Annotated in this window: 14 protein-coding genes and 1 pseudogene; 9 read left to right on the plus strand and 6 right to left on the minus strand. The window is 60.8% G+C overall.

The window, feature by feature from the left end; genetic code table 11:
- Positions 1-2 precede the first annotated feature (2 nt).
- The 4 genes from RX331_RS22660 to RX331_RS22675 form a co-directional block, all read right to left on the minus strand.
- Positions 3-1,175, minus strand: coding sequence for an aminotransferase (locus tag RX331_RS22660; protein ID WP_317252126.1), 1,173 nt, complete (start codon positions 1,173-1,175; stop codon positions 3-5).
- Between the two features lie 6 nt (positions 1,176-1,181).
- Positions 1,182-1,460, minus strand: a complete 279-nt coding sequence (locus RX331_RS22665; RefSeq protein WP_283034908.1) for a rhodanese-like domain-containing protein — start codon at positions 1,458-1,460, stop codon at positions 1,182-1,184.
- Between the two features lie 199 nt (positions 1,461-1,659).
- Positions 1,660-2,157 carry a GNAT family N-acetyltransferase gene (locus RX331_RS22670; RefSeq protein ID WP_317252127.1) on the minus strand — a complete coding sequence of 166 codons (498 nt, stop codon included), beginning with the start codon at positions 2,155-2,157 and terminating at the stop codon, positions 1,660-1,662.
- 116 nt (positions 2,158-2,273) lie between these two features.
- Positions 2,274-3,449: a YncE family protein gene (locus tag RX331_RS22675; RefSeq protein ID WP_317252128.1), complete on the minus strand. Its 1,176-nt coding sequence runs from the start codon at positions 3,447-3,449 to the stop codon at positions 2,274-2,276.
- A gap of 300 nt (positions 3,450-3,749) precedes the next feature.
- On the opposite strand from RX331_RS22675, the gene RX331_RS22680 reads away from it, so the two are divergent.
- Together RX331_RS22680 and RX331_RS22685 are read left to right on the plus strand one after the other, a co-directional pair.
- Complete coding sequence (locus RX331_RS22680; protein WP_317252129.1) at positions 3,750-3,884, plus strand: hypothetical protein; 135 nt, start codon at positions 3,750-3,752, stop codon at positions 3,882-3,884.
- 630 nt (positions 3,885-4,514) lie between these two features.
- A pseudogene (locus RX331_RS22685) lies at positions 4,515-5,605 on the plus strand (TRAP transporter substrate-binding protein).
- A gap of 299 nt (positions 5,606-5,904) precedes the next feature.
- On the opposite strand, the gene RX331_RS22690 reads toward RX331_RS22685, so the two are convergent.
- On the minus strand, positions 5,905-6,177 hold the full coding sequence (locus RX331_RS22690) for a hypothetical protein (RefSeq protein ID WP_317252130.1): 273 nt from the start codon (positions 6,175-6,177) through the stop codon (positions 5,905-5,907).
- 398 nt (positions 6,178-6,575) lie between these two features.
- Between RX331_RS22690 and RX331_RS22695 the strand changes: the two genes are divergently transcribed.
- The 6 genes from RX331_RS22695 to RX331_RS22720 all read left to right on the plus strand — a co-directional run bounded on the left by RX331_RS22695 (position 6,576) and on the right by RX331_RS22720 (position 12,298).
- On the plus strand, positions 6,576-7,268 hold the full coding sequence (locus tag RX331_RS22695; protein ID WP_317252131.1) for a response regulator transcription factor: 693 nt from the start codon (positions 6,576-6,578) through the stop codon (positions 7,266-7,268).
- Positions 7,255-8,631, plus strand: a complete 1,377-nt coding sequence (locus RX331_RS22700) for an ATP-binding protein (RefSeq protein ID WP_317252132.1) — start codon at positions 7,255-7,257, stop codon at positions 8,629-8,631. The genes RX331_RS22695 and RX331_RS22700 overlap by 14 nt, the downstream gene beginning before the upstream one ends.
- 120 nt (positions 8,632-8,751) lie before the next feature.
- Entirely contained in the window at positions 8,752-9,381 is a 630-nt protein-coding gene (locus RX331_RS22705) for a L,D-transpeptidase (protein ID WP_317252133.1), read from the plus strand.
- Between the two features lie 148 nt (positions 9,382-9,529).
- On the plus strand, positions 9,530-9,757 hold the full coding sequence (locus RX331_RS22710) for a hypothetical protein (RefSeq protein WP_317252134.1): 228 nt from the start codon (positions 9,530-9,532) through the stop codon (positions 9,755-9,757).
- Positions 9,758-10,047: 290 nt separating this feature from the next.
- Positions 10,048-11,268, plus strand: a complete 1,221-nt coding sequence (locus tag RX331_RS22715; protein ID WP_317252135.1) for a vanadium-dependent haloperoxidase — start codon at positions 10,048-10,050, stop codon at positions 11,266-11,268.
- Between the two features lie 43 nt (positions 11,269-11,311).
- Positions 11,312-12,298: a hypothetical protein gene (locus RX331_RS22720; RefSeq protein WP_317252136.1), complete on the plus strand. Its 987-nt coding sequence runs from the start codon at positions 11,312-11,314 to the stop codon at positions 12,296-12,298.
- Positions 12,299-12,415: 117 nt separating this feature from the next.
- Here RX331_RS22720 and RX331_RS22725 read toward each other — a convergent pair whose 3' ends face one another.
- Positions 12,416-14,611, minus strand: a complete 2,196-nt coding sequence (locus RX331_RS22725; protein ID WP_317252137.1) for a PAS domain S-box protein — start codon at positions 14,609-14,611, stop codon at positions 12,416-12,418.
- Positions 14,612-14,814: 203 nt separating this feature from the next.
- Here RX331_RS22725 and RX331_RS22730 point away from each other — a divergent pair, with 203 nt between their 5' ends.
- The gene (locus RX331_RS22730; RefSeq protein WP_317252138.1) at positions 14,815-16,203 is read left to right on the plus strand and encodes an ABC transporter substrate-binding protein; all 1,389 of its coding nucleotides are present in this window, start codon (positions 14,815-14,817) and stop codon (positions 16,201-16,203) included.
- The last annotated feature ends 384 nt before the right edge of the window (positions 16,204-16,587 follow it).

The raw sequence follows: 16,587 nt of genomic DNA on the forward strand, positions 1-16,587 counted from the left end.
GACTACCTCTTGCGACGGCCGTGCACCGCGTCCGACAGGCGCTCCAGCGCGGTGTCGAGCGTCTCGTCCTTCTTGGAGAAGCAGAACCGCACCACGGAGGTCACCGCGTCCTGCTCGTAGAACGCCGACACCGGGATCGCGGCGACCTTGTAATCGTTCACGATGCGCTTGCAGAACTCGACATCGGTCTCGTTGAGGCCAAGCGGCGACAGGTCGACGGTGAGAAAATACGTCCCCTGCGATTTCAGCACGGGAAAGCCGATGCTCTCCAGCCCCTTGGTCAGGCGGTCCCGGCTCCGCGCCAGCTCCTTGCGCATGTCGTAGAAATAGTCGTCGGACTTGCCGAGACCGTAGGCGACGGCGGCCTGCAGGTTCGGCGCAGTCGTGAAGGTCAGGAACTGGTGCACCTTGGCCGCCACGCGGAGCAGCGGCGGTGCGGCGCAGACGAAGCCGACCTTCCATCCCGTCAGCGAAAAGATCTTGCCGGCGCTGCCGACCTTGATGGTGCGGTCGCGCATACCCGGGATGGTGATCAGCGGGATGTGTTCGCGGCCGTCGAAGATGACGTGTTCCCAGACCTCGTCACAGATCGCAATCGTGTCGTACTTCTGGCAGAACCGCGCCAACAGCTCGAGGTCCTCGCGGGGATAGACCACGGCGGCCGGATTGAGCGGGTTGTTGAACAGCACCGCCTTGGTCTTCTCGTTGAAGACGCTCGCCAGCATCTCCTCGGTCAGCCGCCAGCCCGGCGGCTCCAGCCGAAGCAGGCGGGGAATACCGCCGGCCTGGCGGATGATCGGCAGATAGCTGTCATAGACCGGCTGGAAGCAGATGACCTCGTCACCGGGCTCCACCACGGCGAGGATGGACGAGGTCAGCGCCTCGGTGCCGCCGGAGGTCACCATCACCTCGGTCATCGGATCGAGGTTGAGCTTGTGCCAGCGCCCGTAATGGGCGGCGATCGCCTGCCGCAGTTCCGGAATGCCCATCATCGATGGGTACTGGTTATAGCCGTTCACGGTAGCGTCGGCGGCGGCGCGGCGGATATCCTCCGGCCCCGGATCATCCGGAAAGCCCTGGCCGAGATTGATGGCGTTGTTGTCGCGGGCCGCCTGCGACATCGCCTCGAACACGGTGACGGGAAGGTCGGCAAAGACCTTGTTCATGGACGTCATGGCGCGTCAGCCGCCGGTCTTGGTCTGCAGCCCTGCTGCCTTCCAGGCCAGAATGCCGCCCGCCAGATGCTTGTCGTAGGGTAGCCCCGCTGCCTGCGCCGCCAGCGAGGCCGTCACCGACCGCTTGCCCGAGCGGCAGGCAAACACCACCTGCCTGCCCCTCGGTTCGGGAATGGCCGCCGGATCGAACGACTGTAGCGGAACCACCACGCCATCCGGATAGGCTTCCACCGCGACCTCGTTCGGCTCGCGGACGTCGACCAGGAGATAGCGGCCCTCCGCCATGCCCTTCGCCACGTCTTCCGGGGTCAAATCGTGCACCTGATGGTCCGCCACGCAATCCTCCTGACAAGCTGCCCGCGAGGGCCCCGATGAGCCCCCGGCCAAGCGGGCGCCAAAGTCGCCCCTTGCGCGAAGAAAATCAAGCACTGTAAACGGCTTAAAGCGTCGGCTGAACCTCCGGGCTCAGCTTCGCCGGAGGCCGTTACGGAAGTTCTTTTGCGATGGGCCAAGCCCCACTTGGCGTTTGAATACCGTCCGCCCGGTAACCTCGCCTGATATAGAATGCCAGCGCATTTGAACTGGCTTCGGCCCGCACCGCCTCGATGCCGCGCTCGCGCATCAGCCGCTCCAATATCGCCAGTACGCCCGCGCCAACCCCACGGCCGGCAAATTCCGGGGCGGTATAAAGTCCCTCCAGCCTTTCGCCGCGAGTAGCCCCCCACCCTGCTGGGACGCCCTCCAGTTCCACCAGCCATACTTCCAGCTCACGCAGCTTTCGCTCCATTCCGGAGAGCGTAAGTTGCGCCGCCCACGCCTGCGCCTCGGCAACTGTCATCGTTGGAGGCGCAAGCGCAAGAATCGATCGTCGCCTGATGTCGTGGAGACGACGTGCATCCTCGCGTATCGCCAGACGGTAAACGGCACCCATCGTCACCTGCCCCTGGTTAAACGACCTGCCGAACAGCTTCGTAATGTCCACTGTGACCTCAAGCGAAGTCCGGTCTGCAGGATGCTTTTGATGGCAGCAGCAATAATGGAAGGCCCGAGACGAGCCAGGCCTTCGTGTCTTTGCGTGTCCAAGTTCCCTACGGCCCGTTACGGACCCATCCGCGCCGACGCGGGGTGGCCCGGCACCTGGAAACGCTTGCCGGTATCGGTCACGTTGGTCCCATCGACCTTAAGAATTGAGAAGTCCTGGCTTAGGTAGTTGCCGATGAGGATATATTTGCCGTCAGGCGTGAACATCGCGGCTTCCGGCAATCCTCCGACCTCGATATCGCTCATTTTGGTGACCTTCTTGCCGTCGATCTTCAGCACTGCGACGCTGCCGTTCTTTTCATGGAAGAACGCATTCTTCATATTTGAGCCGCGCAGGATAACCGAAACGGCGAGATCGCCTTTCGGGCTGATCGCAAGTCCCTCCGGCCCGTCGCCCACGACTACGCGATCGATGATCCGAGGCGGATTGGCTTCGAGATCGATCACGCTTGTTGTATCGACGCTGCCATCCGAGGAGCCTGCGCCGCCATTGTCCGCGGTAAGTGCGATCTTGCCCCCCGCTGCCACTGCGACGTTGTATGGCCACTGGCCGGTCGGCAAGTCGATCTTGCTGTAGGTCACCTTATCGCCAGCGACATCCAGCACGGAGATCTTGTGAGCGGGAAACCGGGCGACCAATGCGCGTTTGCCGTCGGGCGTAAATGTTGCATGCGCCACGCTGTCGGGCATCGCTACGGTGTCAGTAATCTTGACATCGCTGCCATTAACCGAAAGTACGCTGATTGAATTGTCGCCGCGGTTGGCGACCAGCGCCATCTTGCCGTCGGGACTGAAACTCAATCCAGAGGGCTGTTTGCCCGCCGTTAGCGTGGCCGCAAGCTTTGGCGGATTGGCGCTGAGGTCGATCACATATACTTTGTTGTCCGGCACCTGTTTTAGCGCATCGCCCTCCTTGAGTACGTCGACGGAGTCCGCCGCAAGCGCCACCGTGCCGCTCGGGTCGATCGCAACATTGACTGGTGGGCCGACCACCGAGTTCTTCAGCGGCAGGGAAGCGACGATCTTCGGGCTTTCAGGATCTGCGACGTCGACGATCAGAACCTGGTCTTTGCCTGGCGCAGCCAGGATCGGCTTGCCGTCATCGTTCCATAGGAGTTTCTCGTCGAGACCGACGATCATGAACGGCTTTGCAAGCGCAGAGCCGAGAAGGCTCGCACTCACAAGCGTCGTGGTTGCGACTGATAATCCGACGACACGTCTGGCTAACATCATGGCGTTCTCCCAGAATATCCGGCTTTCTGCACGCCGGTCTCGACAGGTTACGCTTGGAACCATGCGATCGCCAGCGTCGTAGCTCCCCTGGCGGACGGACACCTATGTCCGTTGGTGGGCCCGATTAAGACCTTCCCACCAGTACTGAAGGGTCCGCTCGCAAGACTGACCGGAAGTATTAGCCGCCGGGCTAGACGACGCGATTGACCCAAAGCCGTCTTTGGCCACGGGGTCGCTCGTGATGCATCATTCTGCTATTGTGGCTTTTTCATTGTTGAATATCGGTCAATGGAGCACGCGATGCCAAACAGCGAGGAGATCGAGGCGAAGTCGCACACCGCTGCGCCGCAGGGCTATGTGCTTAGTGCCGGAGACGGTGAACACCTGATCCATTTTCGTGATGGCGGTAACATCTTTATCAAAACCGACCCATAACGGGGTCCAATAATTTTGGCCTGGGCATTCAGCAGCTACCCAAGGGCTCAGGCATTCCGCTTCACCGACACCTCGACAGGGACGAGCACGTGGCATGGGTTCAGTAGTCAAGATCAGGAACTGGTTTTACTGTGGATCATGGTGCCACCAGGCTTCGACGGTTTCTTCCGCGAAACCTGCAGCCGACCCGGCGAACCGCGAAAGGAATTGACGCGGGAGCAGATCAACGCGATCGCTCTCAAATATGGGGCAGAATACACGTAGGCGGCCGAACGGAGCGGCCAGACCGCCGATTTTTGACCCAAAGCGATCTTCGATCCTCGCTTGCCATCTCGCCTAATGACGCAGCGGAAGTGACGTTTGTTCGTCGCGTCGCTTCGCGCCGTCAGCGGATATCGGCGCAAATTGCCGCAACGCAGCATGGCCACTTCCCAACCCATCAGGGCTTATCTGACGTGCAGGTGGTGGCTGTCGGCATCTCCAGCGCATCCCATTGTCTGATATAATGATATCTGCCGGGTTCATCAAAGAAATGCCCGCATGAAAAATTGACCCCGGAGGAGCATTGCCGCCGAAATAGCCGCCGGCGGGCGGTTCTATTCAACGCGCAATCATCCATAGGGAAACGCCATGAAACGTCGTCAATTTCTAAGCACGGCAGGCGCTGGCCTCGCCGTGTCTGCCGCCGTTGCTGCGCCAGCCATCGCCCAATCGATGCCTGAACTAAAATGGCGCTGCACCACGAGTTGGCCGAAATCACTGGATGTGCCTTTCAGTGCATCAGAGACGATTGCAAAATATGTTGCGGAAGCTACCGGCAACAAGTTTCAGATTCAGCCCTTCGCAGGCGGCGAGATCGTGCCTGCATTGCAGGCGGTCGATGCAGTGAGCAATTCGACGGTCGAAATGTGCCACACCGCCGCCTATTACTTCATCGGCAAGGATCCGACGTTCGCGCTCTATTGCTCCGTTCCGTTCGGACTGAACTCGCGCCAGCAGAATGCATGGTTCCAAGATCACGGCGGTCAGGACATGCTCAACGAGTTCGGCAAGAAGTACAACGTATACGGCATTGCGGGCGGCAATACCGGCACTCAGATGGGCGGCTGGTTTCGCAAGGAGATCAACAGCGTCGAAGATCTCAGCGGACTGAAGATGCGGATCGGCGGGTGGGGGGCAAGACCCTTTCAAAGCTCGGCGTGGTCCCGCAGCAAATCGCAGGAGGTGACATCTATCCGGCCTTGGAAAAAGGCACGATCGACGCAACCGAATGGGTTGGTCCCTATGACGACGAGAAGCTCGGCTTCTACAAGGTCGCCAAGTACTACTATTATCCGGGCTGGTGGGAAGGCGGCACGGCGCTGCATTTCTTCATCAACCTGGACAAGTGGAACGCCTTGCCAAAGTCTTACAAGTCGCTCCTCGCTCTGGCCTGCGGCTATGCCAACATGGACGTTCAGGCGCGCTACGATGCGCGCAATCCACCAGCCCTCAAGCGCCTCGTTGCCAACGGGACTCTTCTGCGTCCGTTCAGCCAGGCGATATTGGAAGCGTGCTTAAAGGCTTCCAACGACGTCAATGCCGAAACCTCCGCTGCCAATCCTGATTTCAAGAAGATCCACGATTCGCAAATGGACTTCCGAAATGACGAGAATCTCTGGTGGCAGGTCGCGGAGTATTCATATGAAACATTCATGATCCGCACGCGCCCAAAGGGCTGAACGACCCCGCGACTCGAACCGGCGCGTAGCTGTCGTCGCTAGCGGCAGAGTGCCGGGGCGATGTTGCCCTGCCCGCTTGAAAAGGTGGCGTGCTTGGTACAGCGAAGCGGGCGAAACTAACTTCGGTGTCAGAAACTGTCACATTATTCATTTGAAATCGCTGGATCATTTGGCTGTTCTGGTTGTCTTCATTCTTGCGACCGTATCGGTTGCTGCAATTCGACACGGAGGTCGGGATGAACAACAAGCTCCTTAAATGCCTCACCGTGGGTGCAATGGCTGTGACGCTTGCGCTTGCGTCACCCGCGCTCGCGCAACGCGGTGGTGGTGGCGGCGGTCATGGTGGTGGCGGCATGGGTGGCGGCATGCATGGAGGTGGAATGGGCGGTGGCATGGGTGGCGGCATGCGTGCCGGCGGCATGGGCGGCGGCGGCATGGGTTTCGCAGGCAGCCGCGGCGGTTTCGCAGGTAGCGGCGGTTTCGCAGGTAGCCGCGGGTTCGCAGGTAGCCCCGGTTTCGTAGGTAGCCGTGGTTTCGTAGGTAGCCGCTTCGCGGGCCCGCATTTTGGGCATGCAAGGTTTGCGCATCACGGCCGGTTCTTCCATCACCGCCGCTTTGCGTTCATTGGCGTGCCCTACGCCTACGCCGCCTACGCCGCCTACGACGGCTGCTGGCGCAGGACGTGGACGCCGTACGGACTACGATGGGTCAACGTATGTAACGCTTACGGCTACTACGGCTACTACTGAAGCGCATCGCGATTGAGGCAATGCCACTGCCATATTGATCCCTGAGTCCGGGTTCCGGCGCGCCCGTACCGTCCATGCGCAAGGAATCCAGACATCGTGATGGTCGCCGCTGGCGCATGTCTCGTTCGAGCCTGTGGCGACCGTCACCTTGTTCACGTAACCTTCAGATTGCGTGAGCCAGTCTCCGGCGTGTCGGGCCAGTCGTTCGGAGACGGTAGACCATGTCGGGAGGTCACCGGCGCATTCTGGTCGTCGAGGATGACCCGGAAACCGCTGGTCAGCTCGTGGAATCGCTGAGAACCAGCGGTTACCAGGTGGATTTGGCCAGCAGCGGAAACGAGGCGCTGAGCCGCGGCGCCGCCGGCGAGTATGCCGTTATCACAATCGACCGCATGCTGCCGGATATCGACGGCATCGCAGTCATGCGTCAACTGCGCGAAGACGGCATCGCCGCACCTGTCTTGATCGTCAGCGCACTCGGAGAAGTCGACGATCGGGTGCGCGGCTTGCGGGCCGGCGGCGATGACTATCTGGTCAAGCCTTTTTCGTTCGTCGAACTCCTGGCGCGCGTCGAGGCGCTTGGCCGACGCAGCGACACCATTGTCAAGGAGACGATCTTGCGTGTCGGCGATCTCGTGCTCGACCTGGTTTCGCGAACCGCCAGTCGGCGCGGCAAGGACATTGTGCTTTTTCCCCGCGAGTTTCAGCTTCTGGAGTATCTGGTTCGCAACGAAGGCCGCGTCGTATCCCGGGCAATGTTGCTGCAGCATGTCTGGGACCTTCATTTCGATCCCTCGACAAATATCATCGACGTTTATGTCGGGCGCGTGCGTCGCAAGGTCGATGGCCAGCAGGCCTATCCGTTGATCCATACGGTTCGCGGTGTCGGATACTCTCTCCGTGCTCCTGGCTAAGACCCTAACGTCATCGACCTTCAAGCAGGCGCTGATTGCGATCGCAACGTTCGGCACCATTGTGTCGGCGCTTTTCGGCTATGTATATCTCTCCACTTCCTCCTATGTGCGCGGCCTGTCTGATCGTGACATCAAGACGGAGTATTCGAGCCTGCAGGGCGCGTACGAACGTTCGGGGCGCGATGGGCTGATCGCCCAGATTCAACGACGCATTGCCGACGATAATTTTGCAAACAACGTGTATATGTTGGTCGGTCCTTCATTGGCTGCCCTGGCCGGCAATCTCGGGGGATGGCCGCCGGCAGCCACAGCGGCCAGCGGATGGATAGAGTTTCGCGCCCGCGAGGCGTTACCCAACGCGACAAACCGGCCCCTGCTGCGGGCGATGCTCCAAACATTTCCAAGCGGCGAGCGTCTGCTGGTGGGAAGGGATATCAGCGACCTCGACAGCTTCGCCGATCAGATCAAGACCGCCATGATCTCGGTCGCCGCATTGTTGTTTGTGGTTGCCGGGGTCGCGAGCATTCTCGTGACGCGCCGGACGGTGGGGCGGATCGAATTGATCAACGCCACCAGCCGAGCCATCATGCAAAGCGGCCTGGATCAGCGCATCCCGCTCCGCGGCACCCATGACGAGTGGGATCGCGTTGCGGAGAACCTTAACCTGATGCTGGACCGCATCGAAACATTAATGGGAGAGATCAGGCAGGTGAGCGACAATGTCGCGCACGACCTCCGGACGCCACTGACGCGCATGCGCGGACGACTGGAGAAAGCCTATCACGGTCAGCGCATCGGAGAGGACGACCAGGCGTTGATCGGCGATACGATCAACGACCTCGATGCTGTCTTGCGTATATTCTCATCGCTCACGCGGATTGCGCAAATCGAGACCCAGGCACGAAAGGGCGCGTTCCGCCCTGTGAACCTGGTGGAAATCGCCGGCGAGGTTGCGGAGCTGTACGATGCCGCAGCCGAACAGGTGGGCACACGTCTTACCGTCGTCGGCGATCACGAGGTGATGGTGACCGGCGATCGCGACCTGATCTTCGACGCCATCGCTAATCTCGTGGACAATGCGATCAAGCATGGCCGCGCCGGAGGACAAGTCGTGGTCACGAACGAAAACATCGACGGCAAGCCGGTCATCTCGATCGCCGACGACGGGCCCGGAATTCCCGCCTGCGAATACCAGCAGGTTTTCAAGCGATTTTACCGACTGGAACACAACCGTTATACGCCGGGAAACGGTCTGGGGCTCAGCCTGGTCGCTGCCGTCGCCCATCTTCACGGTGCGCGGATCGAGATGCTCGATAACTCGCCGGGCCTCAAGCTCAAACTCTGGTTTCCCGCAGTCCACTAGCCGCGCTCAGCCGCTCGGGCGAATTCGTTATCGCGGGGTTGCTTTCCAGCTCGCCGCGCCTTGATTTCTGCACTATTTGGGCAGCAAATAGACGAATGTAGCGCTTTGGGAGGACGGGCGATGTCAAGGTCCGGGGTCGCGTTGCTGTTTGTGGGGTTAGTCGGGTCGCTGCTCGGCGGCTGCATGCAAGCGACGCTTGCGCCATCGTCGAATGCCAGTTTGACCCCAAGGGACCGGCAGTTGCTGGCTCACCCGCCTTATGCGCAGGCGAGCATTCCGGAGACTTATCGCCGGCATATTGTCGACTACACGCGCAGAGAGCAGCCGGGCACGATCCTGGTCGATACCAACTCCAAGTATCTTTATTACGTCCTGCCGGGAGGCAAGGCGATCCGTTACGGCGTGACGGTGGGAGAGGAAGCGCTGGCCTGGTCTGGCGTCGCTACCGTCGGCCGCGTGGCTGAATGGCCCGATTGGATCCCGACCGCAGAGATCCAGGCACGGCTCGGCCCCTACCCGAAGCGCGTCGCCGGCGGTCCGGCCAATCCGCTGGGCGCGCGGGCGCTCTACCTTTACGAGGGCAATAAGGACACGCTGTACCGCATCCACGGCACCAACCAGCCGGAATATATCGGTCAGGCGATCTCGTCCGGCTGTATCCGCATGACCAACGAGGACGTCATCGATCTCGTGAATCGCGTGAAGCTGGGCACGATCGTCGTCGTTCTGCCGCCAGGCCGAACTGCGTGACGCGATATGCGTAAGGCTTCCCATGAAGTCGCGGCCGCCAGGCCTGATGAAGCGCCGCCGATCAATCATACTTGAACGCAGCCGTTGAACCTCCGCGAAGTTCCCGTGACGCACACCTAGGGGAGCGTCGAGTATTTCGGAGGCTCTGATGACCAGACATCGAACGATTACCGGATTCGTGGCCGTCGCCCTGATCGCCGTCGCCGCAACGGCCGCCACCATGAGGTCGCATCTGCACTGGAGCGACGTCACCGCTGCCCCCACCGGCACGACCATGTTGAAAGACCCCGCGGTCGACGCGAATATCCCGGCTGCGAGTTTTGACGACCGCTGGTCCGCGATGTCAGCCTCGACGGCCGACTCGTCCGGGCGATAGGTGTATTCCACGAGGCCAGCGAACAACTGACGAGCGCCAGTGCGATGCGCCGACATATGCCCTCCAGAACACACACGGCGACCCAACTCTTCGTTCTTTTCGCACCTCAGGTGAGATGGTTCACACCAACATGGAATAGCGAGGACTAAAATATCCGCGCCCGATCCATTGAAGGCCGCTTTCGCGTGATGGAGTGCGAATGCGGCTCCGTGCACGACAAGGTGAATACGGAGGTACATTAGAACCACCTTGGCAGTCGTCTGAAGTCCAACTTCTGGAAGGAGGCAAAGATGAACGTGCTGAAATCTGCAATCGTCAGTCTGGCCCTCGTTTCAGCCAGCACATTAGCCCGCGCTGATGTCATTGCCGACTGGAACAACACGGCAATGGACGTCATGAAGGCGGTCAACGTTGCCGGTAATCCATGGACGCGCAGCATGGCACTGGTGAATGTGTCGATGTCGGACGCGATCAATTCGGTGCAAAACCGGTATTCACGTTACATCCCGGAGCTTCCAGTTGATCCAAAGGCCTCCGCCGAAGCCGCGGCGGCCGCCGCTGCCCGCGAAATTCTCATGCGGCAGTATCCCGGCCAGAAGGAGCGGATCGAGGCTGCCTTCGCTGAAACGCTGAAATCCATTCCGGACGGCCCCGCGCGGGCCGCAGGCATCGATCTGGGTGCAAAAGTTGCCGACGCTGTTTTCACAGAGCGGCAGAGCGATGCGACCAGCACGCCCGACACATACCGCCCGCTCACGACGCCCGGCGTCTGGGTACCGACCACGCCGCCGCTGTTCCCTCAATATGCAACGGCCAAGCCGTGGGGCTTGGAGAGTGCCAGTCAATTTCGTCCGGGCCCGCCCCCGGCTCTCGACAGCGCCCTTTATGCGCGCGACTACAACGAAACCAAGGAAACGGGCGGCATCAAAAGCACCAAGCGGACGGACGCGCAGTCCGACGCCGTGCGCTTCTGGACCCAAGCCAACCTCGGCCCCTCATGGTTCCAGGCTGCCAGGCAGGCTTCCGCACGCCATGACCTGCAATTGGCAGAAAGCGCGCGAGTCTTTGCACTAATGTCCATGGCTCTCGCCAACTGCTTCATCATCGATTGGGACGCCAAATTCCAATACAATTTCTGGCGGCCGATCACCGCGATCCGCAACGGCGACCAGGACGGCAACGACGCGACTGAACGCGTAGCAAGCTGGCAGCCGCTGAACACCACGCCGATGCATCCGGAATACCCGTCGCAGGCCGGTATCAACGCAGGTGCCGCACGAACCGTTCTGGAAGCTGTTTTCGGCAACGGGACGGAAGATATTGTCGCGACCGATACTTCCGATGCGCGCCTTTCGCGCAAATTCACCAGCTTTGCCGAGATGGCCCAAGAGCACGAGGAAGTGCGCATCTGGGGCGGCATTCATTTCCGCAATTCGCTGGAGGTCGGCGACGCGATGGGTCGCCAAGTCGCCGAACATCTGGTGGCCAATTACATGAAGCCGGCGCGGTAGGCCCATGTTCGGCGCCGCTTTAAGACGCATGGGAAGTGGCGGCGTGCTGCTGCTCGCCGCCTTCCTGGCTGCTGATGCGGCCGGTATCGACGATGATCTGCCTGACCTCAACGAGCAGATCGCACGGATGACATCGGAGGTCGCACTCGAGTTGCAGCAGGTCTGTCCGCCTGCTTCACCCTCGGACCAGGCGGCCTTCGACAGGTGCCGGCACAGCCTGTTCGGCGACTCTGCGCTCCGGCGCAACCTCGCGCCGAGACTGCTGTGGGGCCGCCGGAATCAGGATGCCAAGGCAGCGCTCGACGACACCAACTTCACGCAGTTTGCGCCCGATGTAATTACCGGCCTTTACTTCCCCCTGTTCATGTACAGCGGCGAGTACAGCATCGAGTATGTCGAACGCGAGCGACTATACCTGATCCGTCTGCGGGCCGGATTCCGCAACCTGTTGCCACCGGGACAGTATCCCTACCCATTCTGGCACGAGGAAGCCAAATGGGGCGTATATCAGGCCGCTAATTCGGTTCTACTCTGGGTCAATCCAAAGACCGCGAAGATCATCATCGGACAATTCACCGAGCGGGGCGGCGACGATCCTATTGTCGCAACACAATCGATATGGCCCAAATTCGATGGCAAATGGATGTGGATGGACAAGGAGGGACGCATCCAGCCGCGCGTGACGCTGTTCGACGGCTTGTTCCGGAAAGACAATCCTTATCTGACCGAGCTCGACTCCAGTTACAGGACACTGGCGCTGCGGATGCGCGATGCGCAATGCGACAATTGCCACGTGCCGAACAACCCGATGCCGATGCGCCGGTTGCTGCTCCTGCACACACCGGCCCACGCTGCCGGCGAGATTGCCCGGCTGTTAAAGGCGGTGCGTGGGGACAAAATGCCGCTCGACGATGCGGGCAATGAACAGCCACTTGAACCCGAGCTCAAGCGCGCGCTGCTCGAAAGCGGCGCAGCTTTCGAACAGGTGGTGGAGGCTGCAAAAGATTGGGAAGCGGGGCACCGGGATTAATGGGAGTTGAACCTGCAGACGTCGTGTTACTGACCGATCCTGTCGCTGCCTAAAGGTAACAGCGGCAATCTTCTTACGCGGCGCAGTGCGTCGGCAGTTTCCGCCGTTCGGCGCAGCTCATGCGGCCGAATTCGGCTCGAGTTGTGGGGCTGGAACGCTCTCGTCTCGTTGCAGCGGCAAGATAAATTGAAAGACGGCGCCCCGAGGCTCATTCGCGCTCGCCCACATCCGTCCGCCGTGCGCCTCGACCATCGAGCGGCAGATAGCGAGCCCCATGCCCATGCCCATGGGTTTGGTCGTGTAAAAGGCCTCGAAAACGTTCTCCATATCCGCCGGGGCCAGGCCTGGACCAGAATCGCGAACAGTCACGAGTACACCGGCCTCCGCGGCCATCTCGGTGCTGATCCATAGCTCGCGGTTGCCGTCATCGAGCTCGCCCATGGCTTCGATGGCATTCAGGATCAGGTTCAGGATCACCTGCTGCAGTTGAGTGCGATCGCCTTGCAAAAGGGGCAACGCCGCGGCGAGCCGAGTCTGCATCGAGATGCCGTGCTTGACCGCTTCGCTTCGGGTCAGCCCGACCATTTCGAGGATCGCTTCCTTGATGTCGAACCAGTCCTTCCGCGGCGGCACCTTGTGGATGAGTGCGCGGATGCCGCCGATGACGTTGCCGGCGCGCTTGCCATCCTCGACGATGCGGTCGAGAGAGTCGCGGACCTCCTTGAGATCTGGCGGTTGAGCGCGCAGCCAGCGCAGCGCGGCCTGGGCATTGGTTACCGTCGCAGCAATGGGCTGGTTGACCTCATGGGCGATCGAGGCCGACAGCTGCCCCATCGCGGTGACGCGGTTGGCGTGCGCGAGTTCTGCCTGCATGGCGCGCAAGGCCTCTTCGGCCCGTCTGCGCTCGGTGATGTGCCGCCCGACGCCGCGGTAGCCAACGAAGTGCCCTGCCTTGTCAAAGACCGGTAACCCCGAGACCGACACGTAACGCTTGCTCCCATCAGGACCCGGTCGCGCCAGCTCAAAATCGCGAAATGGCAAATGGGCGTCGAGCGTCTCGCGGTGCTTGCGCCAGGCTTCTTCATCCGGCTCCAGGTAAGGCACTTCCCAGCGTGTCTTGCCGATCTCGGAACCCGGCGCCGGTGCGTCGGCAAGGCTCTCCGCAAATTCCTGGAGAGTAAAACGATGCTGCGCATCGGTCTCCCAATATACATCGAAGGAAAACTGCACGAGGGTGCGAAACCGTTCCTCGCTCTGCCGCAGCGCCTCTTCTGCCTGCTTGCGTTCGGTGAGATCGAGCACAAAACCGACACCCTGGTTTTGATTCCGTTCGAGCATGGTCCCGCCGACCAGCACGGGCACCCTGCTCCCGTCTTTGCGAAAATACTCTTTCTCGAATGGCTGAACGGTCCCCATCCGCCTCAACTCCGCCACCGTCCGCAAGTCGCGGAGGCGCCATTCCGGCGGCGTCAGGTCCGTCCGGTTCAACCGCCCAGAGACCAGATCCTCGCGATCGTAACCCAACATCTTGAGAAACGCATCATTGGCCTCGAGAATGCGACCGTCGACCTCCCAAATGATGACGCCGACAATGTTGGCATCGACGAGACGGCGGATCTTCTTGTCCCGCGCCAGAATATCGCCCTGCAGCGCGATGTTCTCCGCGATCGCTTTGCGCCGCCGAACCGCTTCGCGCCGTGCAAGCGCCAGCGCCACTCCAGCCAGCACCGCGACGATGGTGACGGCGATCGTGATCAGCCAGGCTTTGCGTCGTTCGAACCCCTTGGAGCGCTTTTCAAGGTCGACGCGTAGATAGCGCTCATGGTCCACCATCTGATCGATTTGAGATCTGATTTCGTCCAGGCTGCGGATCATCGCCATGGCGGCCGGCCCGGAGTAGGTGCGCACCGTTTTGACGATTTCGTCAATCTCGCGCAGCTTTGCTGCAACCGTTTCCGCCAGGTGTCCGGCACGATGGCTCTGCAATGGATCGCCCGCTACCAGCGTCTGGAGCGCCTGCGCGTCGCGTCGAACGCTCTCGTCGGAGACGCCATAGGCCTTGAGATAGTGCGGATCGAGCGTTAGCAGATACCCGCGCCGTTGCGCTTCCACGTCGGCGATGACCGTTTTGAGCCGCTCCAGTGTCTCGAGCACCTCGCTGTTACGCTCTTGCGCAAGATTCGCCGCGCGTTGCTCCTGCCAATATTGCAAGCCGAAGAACCCGCTCACAGCAACCGTAATTAGAAGCGCGGCGACCACCAGCGCCAGGGGACGAGCAAACCACCGAAAGGACTGGCTCTGAGGCACTGGCATTGCCCTCAAGTCTTGGAGTCAGCGTGGGCGGCTGATTTCTGATGCCGACGCCGGGTATTGCTAGTATAATCGAAATACAGCTAGGGTCCGCACGGGTGAGACGGAACCGGCACACCAGACCGCGCAGATTATACAGGCTTAAAAGCCCGTCAGCCCTCTCGCAAGGCCAGAACGTTACGGCCGGAGCATCTGCGCATGTTGTGATGGCCGGTTCGGGCAGGAGCAACCATATGGCTCCAGGAACAAAGTCGCCGAGCAGCCGACGCAGCTTCGTCAAAGGATTGGGCGCGGCGGGCGTTGTGTTGCCCGCCCTCGCCATGTTGCCGCGATGCGCTCTCGCACAGGATGTCACCACGTCGTATGCCAGTGCCGCGATCGATTGGAAGCAATTTGCAGGGCAGACGATCACGCTCGCGGGCGCGATCCACCCCTGGACCAATGCGATCACTCCCCTTTTGCCTGATTTCACCGAGCTTACTGGTATCAACGTCGCGCCCGACTTCCGGTTGGAGACGACGTATCTTGGCGCACTGGCCATCCAGCTCAACCGCGGCGACAGCACACCTGATGTCTTCATGTTCACGGCCTATGGCCAGGGCATCGCAGGCCGATGGCTCGAACCGCTGAACGCTTACTATTCCGACAAATCGCTGACCGATATCGGATGGTATGACGAGAGTGACCTTCTCAAAACCGCCCGTGCTTTTCCGCTGTGGCGCGGCGGCGAACGTTACGCCATGCCGATCACGTCCGAGGCGGTGACCTTGTTCATCAACGGCGACGCGCTGGCAGCCAAGAATCTTCCGGTTCCCAAGACATTCGAAGAGCTGCTGGTCACGGCGAATGCGCTCAAGACCGACGATATGTCCGGGATCGCCATGCGGGCCCAGGCCAGCGGCAATTCGTCCGTGCCGGCGATGAGCTTCCTGTTCTCCTATGGCGGCGACATGGTCAAGCACAACAGGGCAGTATTCGCGAGCCCCGAGGCCATTGCAGCCATCGAGATGTACGGTCGATTGCTCCGACAAGGCGGGCCTGCCGGCGTCAGCGGCTACGAGTGGTACCACGTGCTGGATGACTTCCTTCAGCGCCGGACCGCGATCGCGATCGACAGCAGCAATTTTGCGACCGATATCTCCAATCCGGCCAGAAGCCAGGTTGCGAGCAAGGCTGTGTTTGCCGCCTTCCCTCATGTCGACGGTCGCACATCGGTGCCGTTCATGTCGCACTGGCAGGCGTGCATCAATGCCAAATCGCGCAACAAGCGCTCGGCGTTCTTGTTTTTGCTATGGGCCACCAGCAAGCCGACCTCGCTGAAGGCAGCCGCAGCCGGGCTGGCGACGACACGCGTGTCGGCTTGGTCGAGCGAGGGGTTCAAGAAGGCATTTGGCGTCCAAGCCGCGGAGGCCGCGCTCACCAACCTGCAGAATGCCGATGTGGAACGCGCCAAGGCAATCCTGTTCCATCCGCAATCTAGACCGATCCTGGACGCGTTCATGATCGGCGTGAATGAAGTGGTGTCTGGAGCGAGGCCGGCAAAGATTGCGATGACCAGCGCCGCCGAGAAGGCCAATGCCGCGATCGGCGGATAGCAGAGCCGTTGACTGGGACAATGACCTGCACGATGGCCGGCGCTCACGCGGCATCGCGAATGTGGACCGAATGCAGCTCAAGATCGCCCTGCCGAGCGGCTCTCCACAAAAAAACAACAATCCAGTCAACTAATGGGCGTGCAGTGAGGGACGTGTCATGGTGCACCGCACCGACATCGCCGGGCGCAACTCGGGGCAGATAAGCCCAGGTAATGGCGGCCTATGCCCGCCGCACATTGAATGGCGCCTTCCCGAAAACCAATTTCTCACTCCGATGACAAGACGTACGGCTGCCGCTCACCGAGCGGCTCCGCCGGCCCGTGCCATCCATTCCAAACTCCTGACCCTATGAGGCTTTGACACCACAGCATCCTTACAAGGGTC

The sequence above is a fragment of the Bradyrhizobium sp. BWA-3-5 genome (genome assembly GCF_032917985.1).
GTDB lineage: Bacteria > Pseudomonadota > Alphaproteobacteria > Rhizobiales > Xanthobacteraceae > Bradyrhizobium.